This is a genomic window from Acidithiobacillus sp. TH-A67, assembly GCF_057473545.1.
On the sequence record NZ_JBYCKU010000004.1, the window covers coordinates 16708 to 36540 of the forward strand.

Sequence of the window (19833 nt, forward strand, 5' to 3'; positions counted from 1 at the left end):
CAAGAGCCGCGGCAAAAGTGACTCATCATCGATAGGAGCGTATCAGAATGAAGACCAGAAAACCCCTGTTGCTGTCCGTAGTAGCCGTCATTGGCGCTTTGGTACAAATCAATGCCCATGCCGATACCCAGTCTCTGGGTACGGTTACCGAAACTGCCAGCAGCGAGTCCGGTTTTTTCGGTGCCGCCCCCAATCTGAACGTGGGCCAGACACCCAAGAGCGATGTCCAGCGCGTGCAGAAGTTTGACAAGACCGCCACCCAGCAGGAGACCACCATTACCAAGGGGCAGTTTGAGATGATCAGCCCCACCGATTCCTACACCCAGGTACTCAACACCCTGCCCAACGCCATGGTCGTCAGCAGCGGCGACAGCATGGATGGCGATGACGTCTATATCAACGGCTTCGGCAAGTCGCTCATCAACTTCACCCTGGATGGCATCCCCCTCAACGACAACGACAGCTATTCCTACTACACCAACGAGTTCATCCCTTCGGTACTGGTAGCCGGAGCCAGATATTATCCCGGCGCCGAATCGGCCGCCCTACCCGGCCTGGCGGCCTTCGGCGGCGCCTTCGCCACCTATAGCCTCAAGCCCTCGCCTTTCCCCATCGTGCGGCCCATTGTCGGCGCCGGCAGCTTTGGCAAGTACAACTATGGTGGCTTGATCAATACCGGGCTCTTTGCCAAGAACATCGCTCCCACCTCGGCCTGGATCTATGTCAATCAAACTGAACGCGATGGCTATTTTCAGAACAATGGTGCCATTCAGACGCAGTTTCTCTTCAAATCTCTTACCCACATCGGCCCCGGCAACCTGACCCTGTTCTTCACTCAGAACAACCAGCGTTTCAATTACTACAATGGCGCGACTGCGGCGCAGATTGCCGAGTTTGGCCGGGATTACAACAGTTATACCAGCAACCTGCTGAATCCCAATGGCACGGTGAACTACCTGTATTCAGGTTTCAACTACAACAATTATCTCAACTGGCTGGGCTACGCCAAATATGAAGGACATCTCGGACGGGTTCGCTTCTCGGATCAACTATATTACTACTATGGCAATGGCTTTGGCGCCAGTGCTACCACTTATAGCCAGACGGTGCTGACGCCGACCGGGGCCATCGCAACGGTACGGCCAAGCTCTGGAGAGGTGTTGCTGCGCAATAGCGTCAACAATACCCATCGCTGGGGCAATATTGCCAAGCTGCTCGTGCCGCTGGGGCCGGTGGATAGCGAACTGGGCTTCTGGTTCAACCACAACAACACCTTGCACGATTCACGCTATCTCAGCATGAGCAATGTCTACTTGGGCTCCAGCTACTACGAACCGGTGGTCACGAACACCTATGAGCCCTTCCTGGTGCTCAATTACAAGCCCATCGATGCACTGAAATTGACGGTCGGTTTCAAGTATCTGTACGTCAGCCGCAGCTTTGTCGATGACGTGGCCTTGGCGCGCGGGCGCCCTGGCAAATTCGATGTGAATTTCAGCTCGGTGCTGCCCTCCGTCGGCGCCAACCTGCGCATCCTGCCCAACTGGCACGCCTATGTGAATTACAGCGAGAATAGTAATCCCCCGGGCTACAACCAGTTCTATACCGGCACCTACAATGCCAACCTGCAGCCCCAGCGTGCCAAGACCTACTCGGTAGGCACCAATTGGGAAATTGGCCCCTGGTCTTCGCAATTGCAGGCCTTCCGCGTGGATTTCAGCAATTACATCCTGAGCACCACCATCCTGCTAGGTTCCTTCAATCAGACGGTGCTGGCCAACGCCGGCAAGGCAATCAACCAGGGCATCAGTTGGCAGAACAATGTGGTGCTGAACGATATCTTCAGTGCCTACGCCAACGTCGGTATCCTCGACGCCCGTCTGAGCTCCGCCGGACAGCCATTCCCCTATGCCCCGCACCACACCGAAGCGGTGGGCTTCATCGCTCGCTACCACGGCTTCCGCGGGACCATCTCCTTCCATGAGATGGGGAACTCCTACTACAGCCTTGGTGGTAAATTCTTGCCCCTGGGTAGTCGCTTCTACAGCAACATGAGTCTGCGCTATACCTTCCACAACGCGCCCCTCAGCGATACCCTCGGCTTTAAGAAGGTGACTGCCGCGCTCAATCTCAACAATCTTTTCGATCGCAGCTATATCGTCAGTTACAGCGGCAGCAGCAGCAATCCTTATCAAAAGCTGAACCTGCCTTTCAACGTCTACGCCACAGTAGATGCCACTTTCTGAGCCATGATCTGGGCCGCTCTGGCGGCCCCTTCCTTTGAGGATTCCGTACCATGAATTTTACCGAGCTGTTCAAGATTGCCGCCGAGTCCGGCGGGATCCTTTTCATTATGCCCATCCTCTTGCTTATCGTCCTCTGGGTGAGCTTCGAGCGTTTTCTGTTTCTGAACCGCATGACCCATCTGGGCGAACAATCCGCGCAGAGTCTCGATCAATTGCCGGATCTGAACGCCCACAATCTGCGCCCTCTTGCCGAGAGCACGCCGGCGCCCTTCAAAGCCCTGCTGGAAGTGCCCTTGCGCTATCCGAACATCCGCGACAGCGGACGCATGGCGGAAATTCTGCAGGAAGTGGTCATGCGCCAGGTTCCCACCCTCGATCGCGGTTTATGGATTCTTGACACCACTGTTACCTTGGCGCCGCTGCTCGGACTGTTGGGGACCATCGTCGGCATGTTCCATGCCTTTCAGGTGCTCGACAGTGTCAGCAACCATCCCACCGCCATAACCGGCAATGTCGCCGAGGCCCTGTTGGCGACTGCCGCCGGTCTGGTCATCGCCATCATTGGTCTGATCACCTTCAATGGCCTGCACAATCGCATGCGCCTCGTGGTCCACCAGATGGAAACCCTGCGGACTATGCTCGTCAATCGCCTGGAGGGACTAGAGCAGCACGAACTCGGTGCGAGTTCGGCAAAGCCGGTCTACTACGCGGCGCAGGAGGCCTAAGCACCATGCAATACCTAGAGGTAAAGAAAGGCCGGGTAGAGATCATTCCAATGATCGATATCATGTTGTTTTTATTAATTTTCTTCATCATGATCACGATCCACATGATTCCCGACCAGGGACTGCCCGCAAATATGCCGGGCTCCAGTACGGCGCAACCGCTACCCAAGCCCAAGATAGTGGTGAACCTGTATCCTGACGGTCACATCGAGGTAGAGGGCAAGACCATGACACTGAGCGCCCTGAGCGATTACCTGCACAACCATGAACCGGGCGAAACCCAGGTGACCATCGCCGCTGACAAAACAGCGGACATTCAGGCCCTGGTCAAGGTCATGGATGCCTGCCGCAGCGCCGGTGTGACGGCCATCGGCCTGGCGGCCAAAGCTGGAGGAGTGGGCGGCGCATGAGTACGGACCTACGCGGCCTAGGTAATCTGATCCAGGCGCAAAGCCCGCGACCCGCAGGGGGACGCGCTCTGCTGTTGGCGGCGGTGGTGGAAGCCGTCCTCATCGGCGTAATTGTCTGGGAAAGTGCGCAGCAGCGGACGCCGCCCCCCCCCGGCTCTGCCGCCCATGCAACTGCAGCTGTTGAAAGAAGAGCCCCCCAAACCGACGCCGCCGGCACCGAAACCACCAGTACCTACGCCCCCGAAGCCCACGCCCAAGCCGACGCCGAAACCCCAGCCGCGTCCGCTCCCGCGTCCGGCACCTCGCCCGACACCGGCACCGGTTCGCGAGGTTCTGCCCCCCAGCCCTTTGCCCAGCCCGGTGCAGGCGCCCCCGGCGCCGCCGGTCACGCCTACGCCACCACCACCGGCACCCGCCAATCCAGCGGTCAAGGCGGATTATCTGGCCCAGGTCAAGGGCGCCATCCAGGCCGCCGTGCACTTTCCGGAAGCAGCGCGGATGCTGGGTCAGGGTGGGCGGGTGCAGGTGGAGTTCACCCTTCAGGATGGGGTAATCACGGGTCTGCGCATATTGCAAAAAGACAGTATGGATTCTTTCAATAGCGCTGCCCTGAGCGCCGTGCGCGAGGCACGCCTCCCCGCCCTTCCGCCAGAACTCAAAGGCAAACGCTTTCAGCTGGAGCTGTGGGTAGAGTTCCTCCTGCACAACAACGACTGAACGATAGACAGAGGCAAACATGAAAAATCAGATGCAACGTCGCGATTTCCTGCGCAGCAGTCTCGTAATTGGTAGTGCCGGGATGCTTCCCATGCCGCTATGGGCCATGAATCTCCCGGCTTCGGCCACCCGCCTCCATGCCGGGCCGATGCTGAGCTATCCGGCCTATCGCTCGGCGACGGTCTGGGTGCAGACCCTCGGACCCGCGCAAGTACAGATCCGTTACCAAGCACAGGTCGGCAAGGGAGCGGTGCAGCACAGCGAAACGGTACAGACCAACGCAGGGAATTTCTATAGCGCCAATATCGTTCTGGATGAGTTGCAGCCAGACACCCGCTATCAAACCCAGCTCCTCCTCAACGATCAGGTCTTACCCAGTCCAGGGCCCCTGCTGCGTACCCCAAGTCTATGGAAATTCCGCGCCCCAGCGCCGGATTTCAAGGTTTTGACTGGATCCTGCGCCTACATCAACGATCCTCGCTATGATCGTCCGGGGAAGCCCTATGGTGGTGGCTATGAAATCTACGAACCCATGCGACGGGAACAGGCAGACCTGATGATTTGGCTCGGTGATAATCTGTATTTTCGTGAAGCCGACTTCGCCAGTCCTGCGGGAATGGCCCTGCGCTACTGGTCTGATCGTGCTTTTACCCCGCTGCAACGGTTTCTGAACAGCACTCCGCAGATCGCCATCTGGGACGACCACGACTATGGCCCCAATGACAGTGACAGCAGCTTTATTTTCAAGGAGGCGGCACTGCGACTCTTTCAGTCCTACTGGCCCAACCCCAGCTTCGGCTTACCCGGCACGCCCGGCGTATTTACCCAGCAATCGGTCTACGATGCCGACTTCTTCCTACTCGACGACCGCTGGTATCGGGATGCCGATGCGGCTGCGGCATCCCGCGGCAAGGTCATGTTTGGCAAGATGCAACTGGATTGGCTCAAAAATGCGCTGTTGAGCTCCCATGCCCGTTTCAAATTCGTCGCGGCAGGCGGACAGATGCTGAATGATGACGACGCGTATGAGGGCTGGAATCTCTACCCGGAAGAACGGCAGGAATTCCTCGACTGGCTGGCAAACAACCAAATTCGCGGGGTGATTTTTTTGTCGGGCGATCGTCACATTTCCGAACTCATGCGTCGCCCGCGCCCGCGCTACAGCGGCAAGCATGACTACCCCCTCTGGGAAATCACCAGTTCCCCCCTCAATTCCGGGCCTGCCAAGGGCGATCACAATCCTTACCGCGTACCTGGAACTCTGGTGCAGGAGCGCAATTACTGCTCTCTCGGCTTCCACGGTCAAGGCCGTGATCGCCAGCTCCTGGTGAGCTGCAAAGACGTCCATGGACGCACACTGTGGCAACACCGCATCACCAGTCGGGATCTCGGCTACGACTCTGCCTGACCGGGTTCGAAACGGTAGCCGATTCCCCGCTCGGTGAGCAGGAAACGTGGCTGTTTGGGATTATCCTCGATGATCTTACGCAGCCGCGTGACCCGCACATCGATACTCCGGTCAAAGCGGCCATCCTCCTCTCCCCCAAGAATTTGCAGCAAGGTATCGCGACTGAGAATTCGGCGGGGCCGCTGGGCAAAGACCAGTAGCAGTTCCATTTCGGCCGGATTGAGGTCCAGTTCCTGCCCATCGGCGAACAGGCGTCGGCTGGCAAAATCCAGTCGGAAACGCCCAAATGACAGGCTGGAGCTGGGCTCCTCGCGTCCCTGTCGACGCAACAAGGAACGCAAACGAGCCACCAACTCCCGCGCATTGAAGGGTTTGGCGAGGTAGTCATCGACGCCGCTTTCCAGGCCACTGATGCGATCATCGTCATCCCCTCGTGCCGAGAGCATCAGCACCGGCGGGGCGTTCTTGCCACGCAACTCCTTGACGAGGGCTATACCGTCTTTGCCGCCGGGGAGCATCCAGTCGAGGATGAGCACGTCGATCGCGCCGTGGGAAAGCTGCTGCCACATCTCCGTGCCATTGCCCGCCAGGAGTACACCAAAACCCTCTTTCTCCAGAAAACCTTTCAGCATCTGTGCCAAGCGCAAATCGTCGTCGACGATCAGAACCACAGCCATGAATCGCTCACTCTTCAGCCCCTCAGGAAATAATTCTGAAACAATTCCCTTGCAGAATCCAGAATATTGAATGTGGGTGCGATTCCGCATCTGCACTCTAGCGGTTGTTTTGCGGCTATTAGACGGGCAGCTCGCCCGTCTTTTTTTATCCCGAGCGCCATCGCTACTCCAGAATATTCCAGCGCACACCCGGAAATATTCTCGAAACATTACCCCGGCATTCTACCTTTCAAGGAAGGCGATCTACCCAAGCCTCGGGAGTTGGAGCGTACCATTCAGGGCAAACAGGCCAAGACCTGGCAGCCAAAAAGTTTGTAGCGGTTGTTTTGCGGCTATTAGACGGGCACCTCGCCCGTCTTTTTTTATCCTGAGCGCCATCGCTACTCCAGAATGTTCCAGCGTACACCCGGAAATATTCTTGAAACATTACCCCGGCATTCTACCGCTCAAAGAAGGCGATCTACCCAAGCCTCGGGGAGTCGGAGCGTACGATTCAGGATAAGCAGGCCAAGACCTGGCAGCCAAAAAGTTTGTAGCGGTTGTTTTGCGGCTATTAGACGGGCACCTCGCCCGTCTTTTTTTATCCGGGCGAGAGCATGGTACCATGCCGCGGTGATCATGAGGAGAGCCAATGGACCCCAAAAGTCAGCGCCTAGTCTGGATCGACCTCGAGATGACTGGTCTACAGCCGCAGCAGGATCAGATCCTGGAAATCGCCAGTATCATCACCGACAACCAACTGCGCGTTATCTGCGAGGGTCCCGTGTTGGCAGTCCACCACGAGGAATCCGTGCTGCGCGCCATGGACGACTGGAATCAACGCACCCATGGGGCTTCTGGGCTGATTGATCGCGTGCGCGTCAGTCGCCTCGACCTAGCCGCTGTGGAAACGCAAACCCTGGATTTTCTCTCCGCCCACGTCACTCCTGGCACCTCCCCTCTCTGTGGCAATAGCGTCTGTCAGGATCGCCGTTTCCTCGCACAGCACATGCCACGCCTGGAGCGATTTTTCCATTACCGTCTGATCGATGTCTCAACCCTGAAGGAATTGAGCGCCCGCTGGTATCCCAAACTTCCCCGCTTCCAGAAGTCGGAACGCCATGAGGCCCTCAGCGATATCCGTGAGTCCATAGAGGAGCTACGCTACTATCGCAAGACCATCCTGAGTGATCCGGATTGGGAAGAGGAGAACCCGGAGTTTGTTTGACGTCTATTTGACTGGGGTTGGCAGGTTCTGGATCAGATCGACGCGCACGCGAATCTCCGTGTCGTCCTCCAGCACCCGACAACGCAGGTAATCGGCACTTTCCCCCGCCTCCACGGCAAGGGGCAGAACCACTGTCATGTAGTGGGTCTGATCCTGCTCATCGACCCAGTGCAGTCGCATCTGCTCTGATGTTAGGATGGCAATTTCCAGACGCTCGGCGATCTGTCGTGGCGTATGAGTTGACATGGAGTCTCCCGAATCATGCAGGTGGATCTCTTCTACGAACTGGCGGTACCCGCCCATCTTCCGCGTAGCGAGCTACAAGTCTATCACGAAACCCTGGAGGAGCTCGCGCTGGCGGACGCGCTGGGCTTTCATGGCGCCTGGTTGGTAGAACACCACTTCATGCGCGAGTATTCGCATTCCAGCGCCCCTGAGGTCTTTCTGGCCGCCGCTAGTCAGCGTGCTCAGCGGCTGCGTCTTGGCCACGCCGTCATCGCCCTACCCTACAACAACGCCGTGCGGGTGGCAGAACGCGTTGCGGCACTCGACCTTCTCTCTAATGGCCGCCTGGAGGTGGGGATCGGCCGCGGCTTCTCGCCGCGAGAATATGCTATCTTTGGCGCCGCAATGAGTGACAGCCGCGCCCATCTGCAAGAGGGCTTGGCGATTCTGCGTGCCGCGGGAGGGGGGCCGGTGCAGCACCAGGGCAAGCTGTACCAGCTGGAAAACATCGATATTCTACCCAAACCGCTACAACAACCCCATCCGCCGCTCTGGGTCGCCGCCGTCAGTCCGCAAACCTTTAGCTGGGCCGCGCAGGAAGGCATCGGCGTGCTCAGTGGTCCATTCAAACCGTGGTTTCTGATCAAGCAGGACCTGAAAGCCTACCGCCGCGCCGTGCAAGCAAGTTCGTATGCCGCCATGCCCGGCTTCAATCCGCATTTTGCCATGACCATTGGCTGCCTGTGTCTGGAAGATGGCGCAGAAGCGCGGCGCTTGGCCGAAGGCTTCACCTGGTATTATCAGCGTCTGCTCGATCAGACCCGGCCCGTGCTGGCGCAGTTACGTGAAAGTTACGAGTATTACCATCGCCTGGCATTTCTCGAACCGCTACTGCGAAAAGGCCTGAGCCTGCGCCTGCTGGAGACCATGGGCATGGTCGTGGTGGGCACCCCCGAGCAGTGCCGCAAAGGGCTGGCGCGCTATGCCCGGGCAGGGGTGGATCGCCTGCTGCTGGCGGTAGGTGCGGGTATGGTTTCTTCCGATGTTACGCGGCGCTCCCTCGAACTCCTGGCCCACGAAGTCTTGCCCGCGCTGAACGACTCCCCTGCCGACGCGGCATGAGCCGCATTCTGCTCACCGGGGCGGCTGGCCATACGGCAAGCGTCCTGCTGCCACGCCTGCTGGAACACCCAGACAGGCCCGAGATCATCGCCTTCGATCTTCTGCCTGCCACAATGCGGCACCCACGCCTGCACTGGCGGCAGGGTGATTTGCGTGCAGTCGACTGGCAACCCATTCTGGCGGGCGTGGACAGCGTCATCCATCTCGCCTTTGTGGTGCTCAGCCCGCGTCTAGGTCGGCAGCGCCATTGGCGGGCAGAGATGGCTGAAATCAATCGCGAGGGCAGCGGGCGCTTGCTGCAGGCAGCGAGTAGCGTCGGGGTCGAGCGCTTCGTGTACAGTAGTAGCGTGGCGGTCTATGGCGCTTGGCCAGATAATCCAGAAGGCATCAGCGAGGACCAGCCGTTGCGTCCGCCGCCGGGCTTTGCCTACGCAGAAGACAAGACTTCCGTCGAAGCGCTGATGCAGGAATACAGCCTGCGCCATCCAGAATTGCGACTCAGCCGCTTGCGTCTGCATGCCATAGTCGGGCAACACGCCCAGCCTCTGGTGAATGCCATCGCCTGCTCACCAATTGGCCTGCGCCTCCCCAATCCTGATCTGCCCATTCAATGTCTGCATGAGGAAGACGCCGCTGCCGCCATCCTGGCCGCCTGGGAGCGGGGCGCGCACGGGGCTTTCAACATCGCCGCGCCGGAGCCCGTGGCCTGGTCACAAATTCCGCGACGATGGCAACTCCCTGTCAGGCCACGGCAACTACACTGGCTGCACCAAAGACTGCGCCCCTTCACTCGGCGCCTAGGGGACCCGGGTTGGCTGCTGGGCTTGCAATATCCCCTGATTGTGAGCTGTCAGCGCGCGGAAGAGGAATTAGGCTGGCACCCCGGCTATACTGTGGGCGAAGCCTTGGCATCGCTCCCCTGTGGCAAGTCCGCGTAGGTTTGCAGAGCCAGTTTGAGATCTTCCCAGACCTTGCGTTTTTCAATGGGATTCCGCAGCAAATAGGCGGGGTGATAGGTAACGATGAGGGGAATATCGCCGTAGCGTTGCACGAAGCCGCGTAAACTCGCGAGCGGCTCGGCGCTCTGCAGCAGACTCTGCGCCGCGAAACGTCCCATGGCCACGATGATGCGCGGTTGCAGCAAAGCAATCTGGCGCTGCAGAAAGGGCAGGCAAGAGCGCACCTCGGGGCCGAGAGGGTCGCGATTCTGCGGCGGGCGGCATTTCAACACATTCGCAATATAGACCTGCTCCTGCCGACTGAGCCCCATTGCTCCGAGCATGGAATCGAGCAACTGTCCAGCACGACCGACAAAGGCCTCACCGCGGCGATCTTCCTCGGCCCCAGGCGCTTCCCCCACAAAAAGCCAGGGGCTCGGCCGAGTACCCGCACCAACAACGGCATTCTTCCGGGTTTCGCCCAGACTGCAGGCGCGACAGGCATGGATACTCGCCTCGAGCACGGCCCAATCCATGCGCGCGATGCGTGCGACACGATCCTCTTCTGGAGCTGGCTCAACATCTGTCGGTGTCGCGGTTTCAACTGCTGGGATTGCCGGCGGTTGCGGTCCTGCGCCAGCATCGGCCAAGGGATCCTCCGCGGAAAGCTCTGGAATGTCCTCGATCGCCCTCACGGGAGGCGTGGCGGGCATGTCTGACAAACGGGTAACGGGCACCAAACGGGCCTCTTGCTGCTGAGATGTCGACTGTCCCTCCATGACCTCTGGCAGGGCCACCTCGAGCAACTGCAGATAGACGATTTGCGCTGGACTGAAAATCTTGCTGATCATGCTGGGATGATAGCCCCTCTCTGAATCACAAAGAAACCTGCTCGGAAAGTCGACGCGGTGAAGTAACGCCAGAGGATAGACAAGATTTTCCGGTAACATTATAATTTCTATGAAACAACACAAGGGAGCGTCACATGTCGGAATCTACTACTGTAGTACCAGAAAATCCTAACGAAGATCGCAACATTGCCACGCTCGTTCATGCGGGTGGCATTCTCTTTGGTTTTCTTCCCTCGCTCATTGTCTACCTGCTGAAAAAGCAGGAGGCCAACGCCTGGCTGCTAGGGCAGCTCAAAGAAGCCTTGAACTTCCAGATCACCATGCTGATTGGCTACGTGATTGCCACCATCCTCAGCTCTTTACTGATTGGTCTGTTTATTTTTCCGCTTCTTCTCATTGTCAACCTGGTGTTCTGTATTCTGGCGGCAGTAAAGACGAGTAGTGGTGAAGCCTACCGGTACCCAGCAATTCTGCGTCTGGTAAGCTGATCAGCGTCCGGCTCTTGTCGGGCAACACTGCCCTCCCCTAAGCTTAGCTGCTCATCTGGTTAAGGGAGGGTAACGTCTTGCCCGTTCTGGAGTTGCATGATGCCCTCATCGAGTGGGGCGGCAGGGTACTACTGGATCACGCCGATCTGCGCGCCGAGGCTGGCGAGCGCATCGGTCTGATTGGCCGCAATGGTGAAGGCAAATCTACCTTGCTTGCGGCACTCGCCGGGCAATATCTGCTGGACGGGGGCAGTTTGTGGATTGACCCGGCCCTGCGACGCGCGTTTTTGCCGCAGGAGCCCGAGCTTCCGGAGCAGCAGACCGTATTTGCGTACCTACTGGCCAGCCCCCAGGATAGCGCCAGCGGTGAGGCCCTTCACGACGACGCGCCAGAGCGATGGACCCTCACGGCGCGAGCCGAGGCGCTCTGCGACAGCCTGGATCTGCCGCGCGAGCGGCAAATCAACGGCCTGTCCGGCGGGCAGAAAAAACGCTTGGCCATTGCCAGCACCCTGATTCACGGGGCAGAACTGCTATTTTTGGACGAGCCCACCAATCACATGGATCTGAGGGGTATCGAGGCTCTGGAAAAAACCTTGTTGCGCTATCGCGGCACGCTGTTCTTCGTGACCCACGACCGTCGTTTTCTGGAGTCCCTGTCTACTCGCATCATCGAACTCGACCGCGGCAAGCTGCGCAGCTTCCCTGGCCAGTTTTCCGTCTACCAGCAGCGCAAAGAGGAACTGCTCGCCGCCGAAGAGGCGGATCTCGGCCGCCTTGAACAACAACTGGCCAGTGAAGAGGCGTGGCTGCGGCAGGGCGTCAAGGCTCGTGCCAAACGCAACCAGGGTCGCCTGCGCCGACTGGAGCAACTGCGCGAGGAGCGCAAGCGCCGGCGGGGCCGGATCGGTGAAGCACAGATTCATATCCAGCAATCCGAACGTTCTGGCAATCTCGTCGCCGAGCTTGAGGGGGTTTCTCTGCGTTTTGGCCAGCAGCAGATTTTGCGCGGCTTTTCCACCCGCATCGAACGCGGTGACCGGGTGGGGATCATCGGCCCCAATGGCGCCGGCAAAACCACCCTCCTGCGCCTGATCCTGGGGGAGCTGAAACCTGACAGTGGCAGTGTCCGTCTCGGCACGCGACAATCCATCGCTTACTTTGATCAGTTGCGCGAGCAGCTCGACCCGGAGACCCGGGTCGTCGACGTAATTGCCGATGGCAATGATTTCATCGATATCGATGGTGAGCGTCGACACGTACTCGGTTATCTGCAGGACTTTCTCTTTGCGCCGGATCGTGCCCGTGGCCTGGTAAAGGGGCTTTCCGGCGGGGAACGGGCCCGCCTGCTTCTCGCCCGCCTCTTTGCCAGACCTGCCAACATCCTGGTCCTGGACGAACCGACCAACGACCTCGACCTGGAAAGTCTAGAGGTCCTGGAGGATCGTCTGTTGGCCTTTCCTGGCACGGTCCTGTTGGTCTCTCACGACCGGGATTTTCTCGATCATGTAGTCACCCAGAGCATCGTCAGCCTGGGCGAGGGTCGCTGGCTGAACACCGCTGGCGGGCATCAGGAATTTCTCGCCTGGCAGGCGACACAAGCTATCCCGAGCGACGCCGAAAAGGCCAAGGGCCAAGAGGGCGCCAAGCCGCAGAGAGCAGCACGGCGCCCAAAATCTCTCAGCATGCGCGAGCGCAAGGAACTGGACGAGTTGCCGGCACGGATCGAGGCCCTGGAGCAGGAGCAGGCGAGTCTCGCAGAACTGCTGGGCCAGCCCGAGACCTATCAGAGCAGCGAAAAAGCCATAGCCCTGCAGGCGGAAGCGGCGCGCATCAACGCCGAGTTGGAGGCCACTTATGCGCGCTGGGAGGCGCTGGAGACCAAGGAAGCAGAACTCAGTAATACCGGGTAATCAGGGCAGTCGCAGAATTCGAATCACCAGGTAATCGGCAGCAGCCGGAACCAGCGTGGCGAGGACAGCAAGCCCCATCGCCAGCCATGGCGTGGGGATCTGCTGGGGACTGGGTACCCAACCATCCCACTGCCAGGGGGTTCCGGTAATGAGGTACGCCAGTAGCAGTCCGGGGATCAACAACAAAACGTCCACCAACAGTCCCAGCAGCACGGCGAGGAGCACCAACACGATTTGCACTAGGCCACGCAGGATGGGCATCAACCGCGATAGACCCATAGCAACACATCATGACGCGGCAACCGGACACTTTTACCCGAGGAAAAATACAGGGTGGCAGTCGATGAAAAGGCGGCATTGCTGGCCAAGGGTTTGACGCGATAGGCGCCCGGCCAGTCCGGCGCAGCCTCCACCAGGACTCCAGCATGCCGCAGAATTTGCGCGCCTTGGGCGTTGATTTCGAGGTGTGAGAGCGGCACGCGGGCGAACAGAGCGACGAGCAGAATCCCGAGCAGAATCAGCGCCACGCCGCCGGCCAGGATGCCTGCCATCCAACGGTCTACCCTATCCATGCTTTTTCTCAATTTCCGCCTCCTTCCGCCCAGATCTCTGCCTGCGCCTGCGTGATCTGCTTAGTGGCCGAGGCGCAAGGGTGCGTCCCACACCAACGCGGTGCGATTCCCAGTTGCTGCAGGGCATGGTGCATGGTCACGCGAAACACCGGTGCCGACTCCACACCACCAAAGTTCCAATACCGAGTACTGCCGCGCAAGGATACCGCCATCACCAGATCGGGCGCAAAACCGGGGGCAAAACCGACGAAGGTGGCATTGGTCTTGTTCTTCTGGAAACCATCCTTGCCATTGGCGAGGTTGGCGGTACCGGTTTTGCCCCCCACCACGTAGCCAGGAATGGCGGCGAGAATGCCGGTGCCATTCGCGCTACAAACTCCCTCGAGCCAATGGCGCAAGTGCTTGGCGATCCCTTCTGCCATGATGCGATCGCGACGGGTGGGTTGTCCGGCAATCAGGATCGGTTGCACATGCACGCCGCCATTGGCGATGGCGGCATAGCCCTCGGCCAGCTGCAGGGTCGTCACTGATACACCGTAGCCCAGGGCGATGGTGGCATGGCGTGCCTTGTCCCAGGTGTTGGGCGGCGGCAGGACCCCACTGGTACCCCCGTCGAAGCCCAAGTCAGGGTCCTGCCCAAAGCCGGCCTTGCGGTACATGTTGTAGATAGCGTCCGGTGCGGTGCGCAAGGCGATCTTAGCCGCGCCAATGTCACTCGAATATTTGAGGATGTGAGCCACATCGAGTTCCTGGTGGACGACATCGTCACGCAAACAGAAACCCCCGATAGGCAGGCAATGCGATACGTTGAAGCTTTCGTCCGGCTGAATGCTGCCAGTAGCCAATGCGGCAGCGACGACAAAGGGTTTCATCACCGACCCCGGCTCAAAGGCCTGATGCACTGCATTGTTCACGTAGTCGTCAGGACTGGCACAGCCATTTTGCATATTCGGATTGCAGGACGGCACGCTGACCATGGCGAGAATCTGGCCGGTGTGCACATTCATGACCACCGCCGAACCGTTCTCCGCGCCAAAGTGCTTCTGGGCAGCGCGCAAGGTCATATAGGCCCAGTACTGGATCTGCGGCTGAATGGTGAGGTGCAGGTCATGGCCGTTCTGCGCCGGCTGCGTCTGTAATACCCGCAGGATGTCACCCTTGCCATCCACGAGCACCTTTTCCCGCCCGGGCTTGCCCTGCAACCAACTGTCAAAACCGCGTTCCAGTCCCGCTGCACCGTGATGATCCAGATGCACCAGACCGAGCAGCGGGGTCGTTACCGAACCCAGAGGGTAGTAGCTGCGGCTGGTTTTTTCGACGTAGATACCAGGTACATGCAGCTTTTCCAGTTCCTGGCCCAGCTGCGGATGCACCTGACGCAGAAGATAGACAAACTGCGCCGACCCCCGCTGGAGGCGGGCTTCCAGCTCATTTCCCGAAATCTGCAGTGCCTGGGCGACGGCTGGCCACTCTTTGCGGTAGTGCTGGAAGATTCGCGGATCGGCCCAGATGGTGACAGCGGGGACATTGACCGCCAGGGCCTGCCCGTTGGCGGCATAAATGATGCCGCGCTGGGCTGGCAAGGGACGCTCCTGCACGTAGCGCATCTCGCCTTGCCCACGTAGCAGGTGCCTCTGCAGGAACTGTAATTCGGTATCGCGGCCCAACACCAGGGCCAAGCCGCCAAGGATAAGCAGAATCAGGAGGCCGGCACGCCAGCCGGGCAGGGATCGAAAGCGCGGACTGGGTTCCCGGCTCATGGCTTGCGCGGGCAAAGCGGGTCGCTACAGGGGATAGCTGATCGCGGCGGAAAGTAGCGCGCACAGCGGCGGCATTGCTGCAGATCCTGCATCATTGGCTGTCCTCGCTGCAGATGCCTTGCCCAGCGCCAGCGCCACACGCCATAGGCAGCAATGGCAATCAGGATGAGATATTTCCACATCCGACCAGCGGTCTCCCTTATAGAAAAAACGCCTGCTATGCAAGCAGGCGCTGTTGTTGGTCGGGGCGAGAGGATTCGAACCTCCGACATCCGCCTCCCGAAGGCGGCGCTCTACCAGGCTGAGCCACGCCCCGATGCGTTAGTGATCACGATGGACCGCAAAATCTGCCAAAAACCGTAGAGCTTCCTTCTCGGAACACTCTGGAAAGTCCTGCAGGCAATCGCGTGCCTGACGGGCGATTTTTTCAGCAGAGCGCAAAGTGTATGCAATGGCATCGGTCTTGGCAATGATTTCGAGAACCTGAGGGAGATGCTGACGCGTTTCATCAGCGAGAGCAGCGCGCAGAATGGCTTGTTCCGCCGGGCTCGCCTCACGCATGGCGTGGATGAAAGGCAAGGTGGCCTTGCCATCGGCTAGATCGTCACCGCGATTTTTGCCCATGCGTTCGGCAGCGGCCTCATAGTCTAGGGCATCATCCATGAGCTGGAAAGCCGTTCCCAGGAGCCGACCATATTCGGCCAGGGCATTTTCCTGCTCGACAGACATCCGATTGACAATGGCTGCCAGACGCGCGGCGGCCTCAAAAAGCTTGGCGGTCTTGGCGGCGATTCGGCATAGTAACTCTCGGGATCGAGGTCGGCATCGTTGGCGTTTTCCAGCTGCGCCACCTCGCCTTGCGAGATGACACTGGTAGCCTCAGCCATGGTCGCCATGATCCGCATGTCGCCATCTTTGACCATCATCTCGAAGGAGCGGGCATAGAGAAAATCACCGACCAGAATCGCCGCGGCGTTGCCCCAGATCTGATTGGCGGTGGCATTACTGCGCCGCAATTCGGAACCATCCACCACATCGTCGTGCAACAGGGTGGCGGTGTGAATGAACTCCACGACCGCTGCCAGGGGAATGGGTCGGCCACTGCGATCTCCTCCCAGGCGCGCCGCGAGCAGAAGGATAATGGGGCGTAGACGCTTACCGCCGGCATTGACAAGATACGCACCCATGGCAGGGATGGTGGGCACGCCAGATTGCAACTGTTCCTGGATGATGCGGTTCACTGCCAGCATGTCGGCCTGGACAAGCTCTTTTACGCCAGCAAAATCCATTCTGTGCTCTCTCCCGCTATGGCGCGAACCCCATGACTCGCGCAAATTGTGGCAATTGTCGGTAGCCGGGCGCTTCTTTGTCAAGGCGATTTCCATCTTCGTACCCTATACTTGTATGCAACGTTACCCGGGAAGGAGTGTAGCCGATGTCTCATGCACCATCGCCCAGCTGGCGCCACCCCGTCTGGGCCACGGCCCAGAAAAGTTGTGTTGGCGTTGCTCCCAAAAACAGCCGCGTGTGGTTTACCGTAGGGCGGGGAATCCTGACGGAGGTTTTCTACCCCCGCATCGACATCCCGCAGATTCGCGATATGGGCTTCATCATTGCCGATGATCAAGGCTTTTGGGTGGAGATCAAAAACCTGGCCAACGACGAATTTCAACTCGAAGATCCGCAAATCCCACTACCCCGAATCATCCACCGTCATAAACGCTTCACCTTCTCCCTGCGCATCTGCCCCGACCCAGATCGCGACGTCCTGCTGCTGGAATATTCCCTGGAAGGTGACGAGAAACTCCGCCCGTATCTGCTCTGTGCCGCCCGCCTGGGAGGGGACGCCACACAGAATCAAGCTTGGTGTGGCAGCTGGGAGGGGCGCGAATTGCTTTGGGCCGAACAGGGACCTTTTGGCCTGGCCCTGCTCTGCCAAAACCAGGAGGGACTACCGGGCTATTTCCGTCGCTCCGTGGGTGAGGTCGGCGCGAGCGATCTCTGGCAGGACTTCAATCAGAATGGTCGTATGCTTTGGCACTACGACAGCGCCGGGCCCGGCGAGGTGGCTTTATCAGGTGAATTACCACGACAGGGGCATCTGGCGCTGGGTCTCGGCAGCAGCAAAGAAGCGGCTGCCACCAATGCCTGGGCCTCGCTCGTCTGTGGCTTCGCGCAAATTGCCGAGGAATATCAGACGGCCTGGCACAATTGGCATCGTCAGCATCCCTTACCACGCAGCTTCGCACGCAAGATTCCCGAGGATCTGCATACCCTTTATGCCCGCTCGGTCAATGTCCTCAAAGTGCACGAGGATCACACCTTTCCCGGTGCCCGCGTGGCGAGTCTTTCCGTGCCCTGGGGCGAGGCCAGCGACAGCCGTGGCGGGTATCACTTGGTCTGGTCTCGCGATCTGGTGGAAAGTGCCGGCGCTCTGGTAGCCATCGGTGCCCTGGGCGAGGCTCGCCAGGTATTGGCCTACCTGATCAGCACCCAACAGGCCGACGGGCACTGGCTACAGAATCAGTGGCTGGGCGGCAAACCCTTCTGGCAAGGCATTCAGCTCGATGAAGCCGGCTTCCCCGTGTTGCTCGCCAGCCTGCTACAGGAACGCGAGGCCTTGCAAGACATGGCGGTCACCGACATGATCCAGCGCGCCCTGCAATTCATCGTGCGCGAAGGGCCGGTTACCGGCCAGGATCGCTGGGAAGAAGATGGTGGCATCAATGCTTTTACCCTCGCCGTCGCCATCGCTGCATTAGTCGAGGGGGCGTCCTTTCTGGAAGGCAAGGCGGCGGAGTGCGCCCTGATGCTCGCAGACTATTGGAATGTCCATCTGGAAGAGTGGACCTTTACGCGTGGTACCGATCTCGCCCGGCGTTTTCAGGTATCGGGTTACTTCATGCGCATTGCTCCAGCCGACGTCCTTACCCATGACGGGGCCAAGGATGAATGGATGCTGATCAAGAACCGCGCTCAGGATCCGCACTGGTCCGCCAACGAACAGGTGGCTACGGACTTCTTACAATTGGTGCGCTATGGTTTACGTGCCGCCGACGATCCGCATATTCAGGATTCGGTCAAGGTCATGGATGGCTTGCTCAAGAGCGACACACCCAGCGGTCCGGTCTGGCACCGCTACAACGGCGATGGCTACGGCGAGCATCGCGACGGCAGCCCCTTCGACGGTACGGGCATCGGGCGCGGCTGGCCGCTGCTCACTGGCGAGCGCGGCCATTATGCCCTCGCTGCCGGGGAAGATCCGCTGCCCTACCTGCGCGCCATGGCGACCATGACCGGCGCGGGCGGTCTGTTACCGGAACAGATCTGGGAAAGTGATCCGATTCCCGAAAAGGGGCTGTTTCCAGGTAAGCCCAGCGGCTCCGCCATGCCCCTCTGCTGGACCCACGGCGAATTTCTCAAGCTCTGCCACAGCACGATCAAAGGGCATGCCGTGGATCGTCCAGCGCAGACCTGGAAACGTTACGCGGGCAAGAAGCCGGAACTGGACTACCGCATCTGGCGTCTACGCCATCGGCCACGCAAATTGCTCGCTGGACAAGAGCTGCGCATTCTCCTGGCTGCCCCTTTCCGTATCCATTGGGGCATCGATGGTTGGCAGAAGGTACAGGATCTCGATGCCGAAGACTGGGGTCTGGGATACCTGGCCTGCCTGCCTACCCGCAAATTACGCCCCGGGCAGAGCCTACAGTTCGCCTTGTATTGGGCAGACAGCCAGAGTTGGCAAGGAGAAGACTTTTCCGTGCAGATTATTGGAGGTGTAGCATGATCAGTATCGACCTGGCCGGCAGAACGGCCTTGGTGACGGGTGGTAGCGGCGGATTGGGGCGCGCCATGAGCGAGACCCTGGCTGCGGCCGGGGCAGAGGTGGCGGTGCACTACCGTAAAGGACAGGAAGAGGCCGAAGCCGTGGTACGCAACATTGAGAAAGCGGGGGGCAAAGCTCGGGCCTTTGCCGCCGATATTTCCGACCCGGAGGCAGTGGAACAGCTCCTGAGCAACGTCGAAGGCGCGTTTGGTGGCCTGGATATCCTGGTCAACAACGCGGGGATGGATGGCCCCCATGCCCTGGTAGGGGACGACGACCCGCAAGCATGGGAAAAAGTCATCGCAGTGGATTTGCTGGGTCCCTATTACTGTGCCCGCGCCGCCATCTCCCGAATGGAGAAGAAAAAACACGGCGTGATTCTCAACATCACCTCGGTACATGAATTCATTCCCTGGGAGGGCTACAGTGCCTACACCAGTGCTAAGGCGGGCCTGTCGATGTTCACCAAGACCTTGGCCCAGGAAACTGCCGACAAGGGCATTCGGGTGGTCGCCCTCGCCCCCGGTGCCATCAAGACCCCTATCAATCAGTCGGTCTGGGACGATCCGGAATCCCTCAAGGACCTCGACAAAAAAATCTCCATGGGTCGCTTGGGCAAACCGGAAGAGGTTGCCGCAGTCGTGGCCTTTCTGGCGAGCGATCTGGCCAGTTACATCACCGGTACCACCCTCGCGGTGGATGGCGGCATGCTGATCTATCCCGATTTTCGCCACGGAGGCTGAAC

The 19833-nt window shown here is 59.3% G+C and carries 19 protein-coding genes, 1 tRNA gene and 1 pseudogene; 12 read left to right on the top strand and 9 right to left on the bottom strand.

Annotation, left to right across the window (positions count from 1 at the left end):
* The first annotated feature begins 47 nt into the window (after positions 1 to 47).
* From AC2VNM_RS00540 to AC2VNM_RS00560, 5 genes are all read left to right on the top strand, one after another.
* Positions 48 to 2246 (top strand): TonB-dependent receptor, encoded by a 2199-nt coding sequence (locus tag AC2VNM_RS00540; RefSeq protein WP_483165966.1) that lies wholly within the window; start codon positions 48 to 50, stop codon positions 2244 to 2246.
* 50 nt (positions 2247 to 2296) lie between these two features.
* On the top strand, positions 2297 to 2971 hold the full coding sequence (locus AC2VNM_RS00545; RefSeq protein WP_483165965.1) for a MotA/TolQ/ExbB proton channel family protein: 675 nt from the start codon (positions 2297 to 2299) through the stop codon (positions 2969 to 2971).
* Positions 2972 to 2976: 5 nt separating this feature from the next.
* Complete coding sequence (locus tag AC2VNM_RS00550; protein ID WP_483165964.1) at positions 2977 to 3381, top strand: ExbD/TolR family protein; 405 nt, start codon at positions 2977 to 2979, stop codon at positions 3379 to 3381.
* 180 nt (positions 3382 to 3561) lie between these two features.
* Complete coding sequence (locus AC2VNM_RS00555) at positions 3562 to 4098, top strand: energy transducer TonB (RefSeq protein WP_486912694.1); 537 nt, start codon at positions 3562 to 3564, stop codon at positions 4096 to 4098.
* A 19-nt stretch (positions 4099 to 4117) separates the two neighbouring features.
* On the top strand, positions 4118 to 5506 hold the full coding sequence (locus AC2VNM_RS00560) for an alkaline phosphatase D family protein (RefSeq protein ID WP_483165962.1): 1389 nt from the start codon (positions 4118 to 4120) through the stop codon (positions 5504 to 5506).
* Here AC2VNM_RS00560 and AC2VNM_RS00565 read toward each other — a convergent pair.
* Complete coding sequence (locus tag AC2VNM_RS00565; protein ID WP_483165961.1) at positions 5491 to 6183, bottom strand: response regulator; 693 nt, start codon at positions 6181 to 6183, stop codon at positions 5491 to 5493. The two genes, AC2VNM_RS00560 and AC2VNM_RS00565, sit on opposite strands and share 16 nt — an antisense overlap.
* A 631-nt stretch (positions 6184 to 6814) precedes the next feature.
* Here AC2VNM_RS00565 and orn point away from each other — a divergent pair.
* A complete protein-coding gene (orn, locus tag AC2VNM_RS00570) occupies positions 6815 to 7390 on the top strand; it encodes an oligoribonuclease (protein ID WP_483165960.1) in 576 nt (191 codons plus the stop codon).
* Between the two features lie 3 nt (positions 7391 to 7393).
* Here the strand turns inward: orn and AC2VNM_RS00575 are convergent, their stop codons facing one another.
* Entirely contained in the window at positions 7394 to 7636 is a 243-nt protein-coding gene (locus AC2VNM_RS00575; RefSeq protein ID WP_483165959.1) for a hypothetical protein, read from the bottom strand.
* A gap of 15 nt (positions 7637 to 7651) precedes the next feature.
* On the opposite strand from AC2VNM_RS00575, the gene AC2VNM_RS00580 reads away from it, so the two are divergent.
* Positions 7652 to 8737 (top strand): LLM class flavin-dependent oxidoreductase, encoded by a 1086-nt coding sequence (locus AC2VNM_RS00580; RefSeq protein ID WP_483165958.1) that lies wholly within the window; start codon positions 7652 to 7654, stop codon positions 8735 to 8737.
* Positions 8734 to 9675 (top strand): NAD-dependent epimerase/dehydratase family protein, encoded by a 942-nt coding sequence (locus AC2VNM_RS00585; protein ID WP_483165957.1) that lies wholly within the window; start codon positions 8734 to 8736, stop codon positions 9673 to 9675. The genes AC2VNM_RS00580 and AC2VNM_RS00585 overlap by 4 nt, the downstream gene beginning before the upstream one ends.
* Here AC2VNM_RS00585 and AC2VNM_RS00590 read toward each other — a convergent pair.
* A complete protein-coding gene (locus AC2VNM_RS00590) occupies positions 9624 to 10526 on the bottom strand; it encodes a uracil-DNA glycosylase (protein WP_483165956.1) in 903 nt (300 codons plus the stop codon). The genes AC2VNM_RS00585 and AC2VNM_RS00590 overlap by 52 nt on opposite strands.
* A gap of 134 nt (positions 10527 to 10660) precedes the next feature.
* On the opposite strand from AC2VNM_RS00590, the gene AC2VNM_RS00595 reads away from it, so the two are divergent.
* Together AC2VNM_RS00595 and AC2VNM_RS00600 are read left to right on the top strand one after the other, a co-directional pair.
* Positions 10661 to 11014, top strand: a complete 354-nt coding sequence (locus AC2VNM_RS00595; RefSeq protein WP_483165955.1) for a DUF4870 domain-containing protein — start codon at positions 10661 to 10663, stop codon at positions 11012 to 11014.
* 77 nt (positions 11015 to 11091) lie between these two features.
* The gene (locus AC2VNM_RS00600) at positions 11092 to 12927 is read left to right on the top strand and encodes an ABC-F family ATP-binding cassette domain-containing protein (RefSeq protein WP_483165954.1); all 1836 of its coding nucleotides are present in this window, start codon (positions 11092 to 11094) and stop codon (positions 12925 to 12927) included.
* On the opposite strand, the gene AC2VNM_RS00605 is transcribed toward AC2VNM_RS00600, so the two are convergent.
* The 6 genes and pseudogenes from AC2VNM_RS00605 to AC2VNM_RS00630 all read right to left on the bottom strand — a co-directional run bounded on the left by AC2VNM_RS00605 (position 12928) and on the right by AC2VNM_RS00630 (position 16644).
* A complete protein-coding gene (locus tag AC2VNM_RS00605; RefSeq protein ID WP_483167225.1) occupies positions 12928 to 13206 on the bottom strand; it encodes a hypothetical protein in 279 nt (92 codons plus the stop codon). It abuts the gene before it with no gap.
* Positions 13188 to 13499, bottom strand: a complete 312-nt coding sequence (locus tag AC2VNM_RS00610; RefSeq protein ID WP_483189649.1) for a hypothetical protein — start codon at positions 13497 to 13499, stop codon at positions 13188 to 13190. Before AC2VNM_RS00610 ends, AC2VNM_RS00605 begins: the two co-directional genes overlap by 19 nt.
* An 8-nt stretch (positions 13500 to 13507) precedes the next feature.
* On the bottom strand, positions 13508 to 15259 hold the full coding sequence (locus AC2VNM_RS00615) for a peptidoglycan D,D-transpeptidase FtsI family protein (protein ID WP_483165951.1): 1752 nt from the start codon (positions 15257 to 15259) through the stop codon (positions 13508 to 13510).
* Positions 15256 to 15441, bottom strand: a complete 186-nt coding sequence (locus AC2VNM_RS00620) for a hypothetical protein (protein WP_483165950.1) — start codon at positions 15439 to 15441, stop codon at positions 15256 to 15258. Before AC2VNM_RS00620 ends, AC2VNM_RS00615 begins: the two co-directional genes overlap by 4 nt.
* A gap of 57 nt (positions 15442 to 15498) precedes the next feature.
* Positions 15499 to 15575, bottom strand: a tRNA-Pro gene (locus tag AC2VNM_RS00625).
* A gap of 5 nt (positions 15576 to 15580) precedes the next feature.
* Positions 15581 to 16644: pseudogene (locus AC2VNM_RS00630) on the bottom strand (polyprenyl synthetase family protein).
* Positions 16645 to 16694: 50 nt separating this feature from the next.
* On the opposite strand from AC2VNM_RS00630, the gene AC2VNM_RS00635 reads away from it, so the two are divergent.
* Together AC2VNM_RS00635 and fabG are read left to right on the top strand one after the other, a co-directional pair.
* Entirely contained in the window at positions 16695 to 19049 is a 2355-nt protein-coding gene (locus AC2VNM_RS00635; RefSeq protein WP_483165948.1) for a glycoside hydrolase family 15 protein, read from the top strand.
* Positions 19046 to 19831: a 3-oxoacyl-ACP reductase FabG gene (fabG, locus tag AC2VNM_RS00640; RefSeq protein WP_483165947.1), complete on the top strand. Its 786-nt coding sequence runs from the start codon at positions 19046 to 19048 to the stop codon at positions 19829 to 19831. Before AC2VNM_RS00635 ends, fabG begins: the two co-directional genes overlap by 4 nt.
* Positions 19832 to 19833 lie beyond the last annotated feature (2 nt).

Coding starts and splice junctions, on each gene's coding strand:
- AC2VNM_RS00540 (WP_483165966.1), top strand. CDS start 48: ATGAAGACCAGAAAACCCCTGTTGCTGTCCGTAGTAGCCGTCATTGGC.
- AC2VNM_RS00545 (WP_483165965.1), top strand. CDS start 2,297: ATGAATTTTACCGAGCTGTTCAAGATTGCCGCCGAGTCCGGCGGGATC.
- AC2VNM_RS00550 (WP_483165964.1), top strand. CDS start 2,977: ATGCAATACCTAGAGGTAAAGAAAGGCCGGGTAGAGATCATTCCAATG.
- AC2VNM_RS00560 (WP_483165962.1), top strand. CDS start 4,118: ATGAAAAATCAGATGCAACGTCGCGATTTCCTGCGCAGCAGTCTCGTA.
- AC2VNM_RS00565 (WP_483165961.1), bottom strand. CDS start 6,183: ATGGCTGTGGTTCTGATCGTCGACGACGATTTGCGCTTGGCACAGATG.
- orn (WP_483165960.1), top strand. CDS start 6,815: ATGGACCCCAAAAGTCAGCGCCTAGTCTGGATCGACCTCGAGATGACT.
- AC2VNM_RS00575 (WP_483165959.1), bottom strand. CDS start 7,636: ATGTCAACTCATACGCCACGACAGATCGCCGAGCGTCTGGAAATTGCC.
- AC2VNM_RS00580 (WP_483165958.1), top strand. CDS start 7,652: ATGCAGGTGGATCTCTTCTACGAACTGGCGGTACCCGCCCATCTTCCG.
- AC2VNM_RS00585 (WP_483165957.1), top strand. CDS start 8,734: ATGAGCCGCATTCTGCTCACCGGGGCGGCTGGCCATACGGCAAGCGTC.
- AC2VNM_RS00590 (WP_483165956.1), bottom strand. CDS start 10,526: ATGATCAGCAAGATTTTCAGTCCAGCGCAAATCGTCTATCTGCAGTTG.
- AC2VNM_RS00595 (WP_483165955.1), top strand. CDS start 10,661: ATGTCGGAATCTACTACTGTAGTACCAGAAAATCCTAACGAAGATCGC.
- AC2VNM_RS00605 (WP_483167225.1), bottom strand. CDS start 13,206: ATGGGTCTATCGCGGTTGATGCCCATCCTGCGTGGCCTAGTGCAAATC.
- AC2VNM_RS00610 (WP_483189649.1), bottom strand. CDS start 13,499: ATGGATAGGGTAGACCGTTGGATGGCAGGCATCCTGGCCGGCGGCGTG.
- AC2VNM_RS00615 (WP_483165951.1), bottom strand. CDS start 15,259: ATGAGCCGGGAACCCAGTCCGCGCTTTCGATCCCTGCCCGGCTGGCGT.
- AC2VNM_RS00620 (WP_483165950.1), bottom strand. CDS start 15,441: ATGTGGAAATATCTCATCCTGATTGCCATTGCTGCCTATGGCGTGTGG.
- AC2VNM_RS00635 (WP_483165948.1), top strand. CDS start 16,695: ATGTCTCATGCACCATCGCCCAGCTGGCGCCACCCCGTCTGGGCCACG.
- fabG (WP_483165947.1), top strand. CDS start 19,046: ATGATCAGTATCGACCTGGCCGGCAGAACGGCCTTGGTGACGGGTGGT.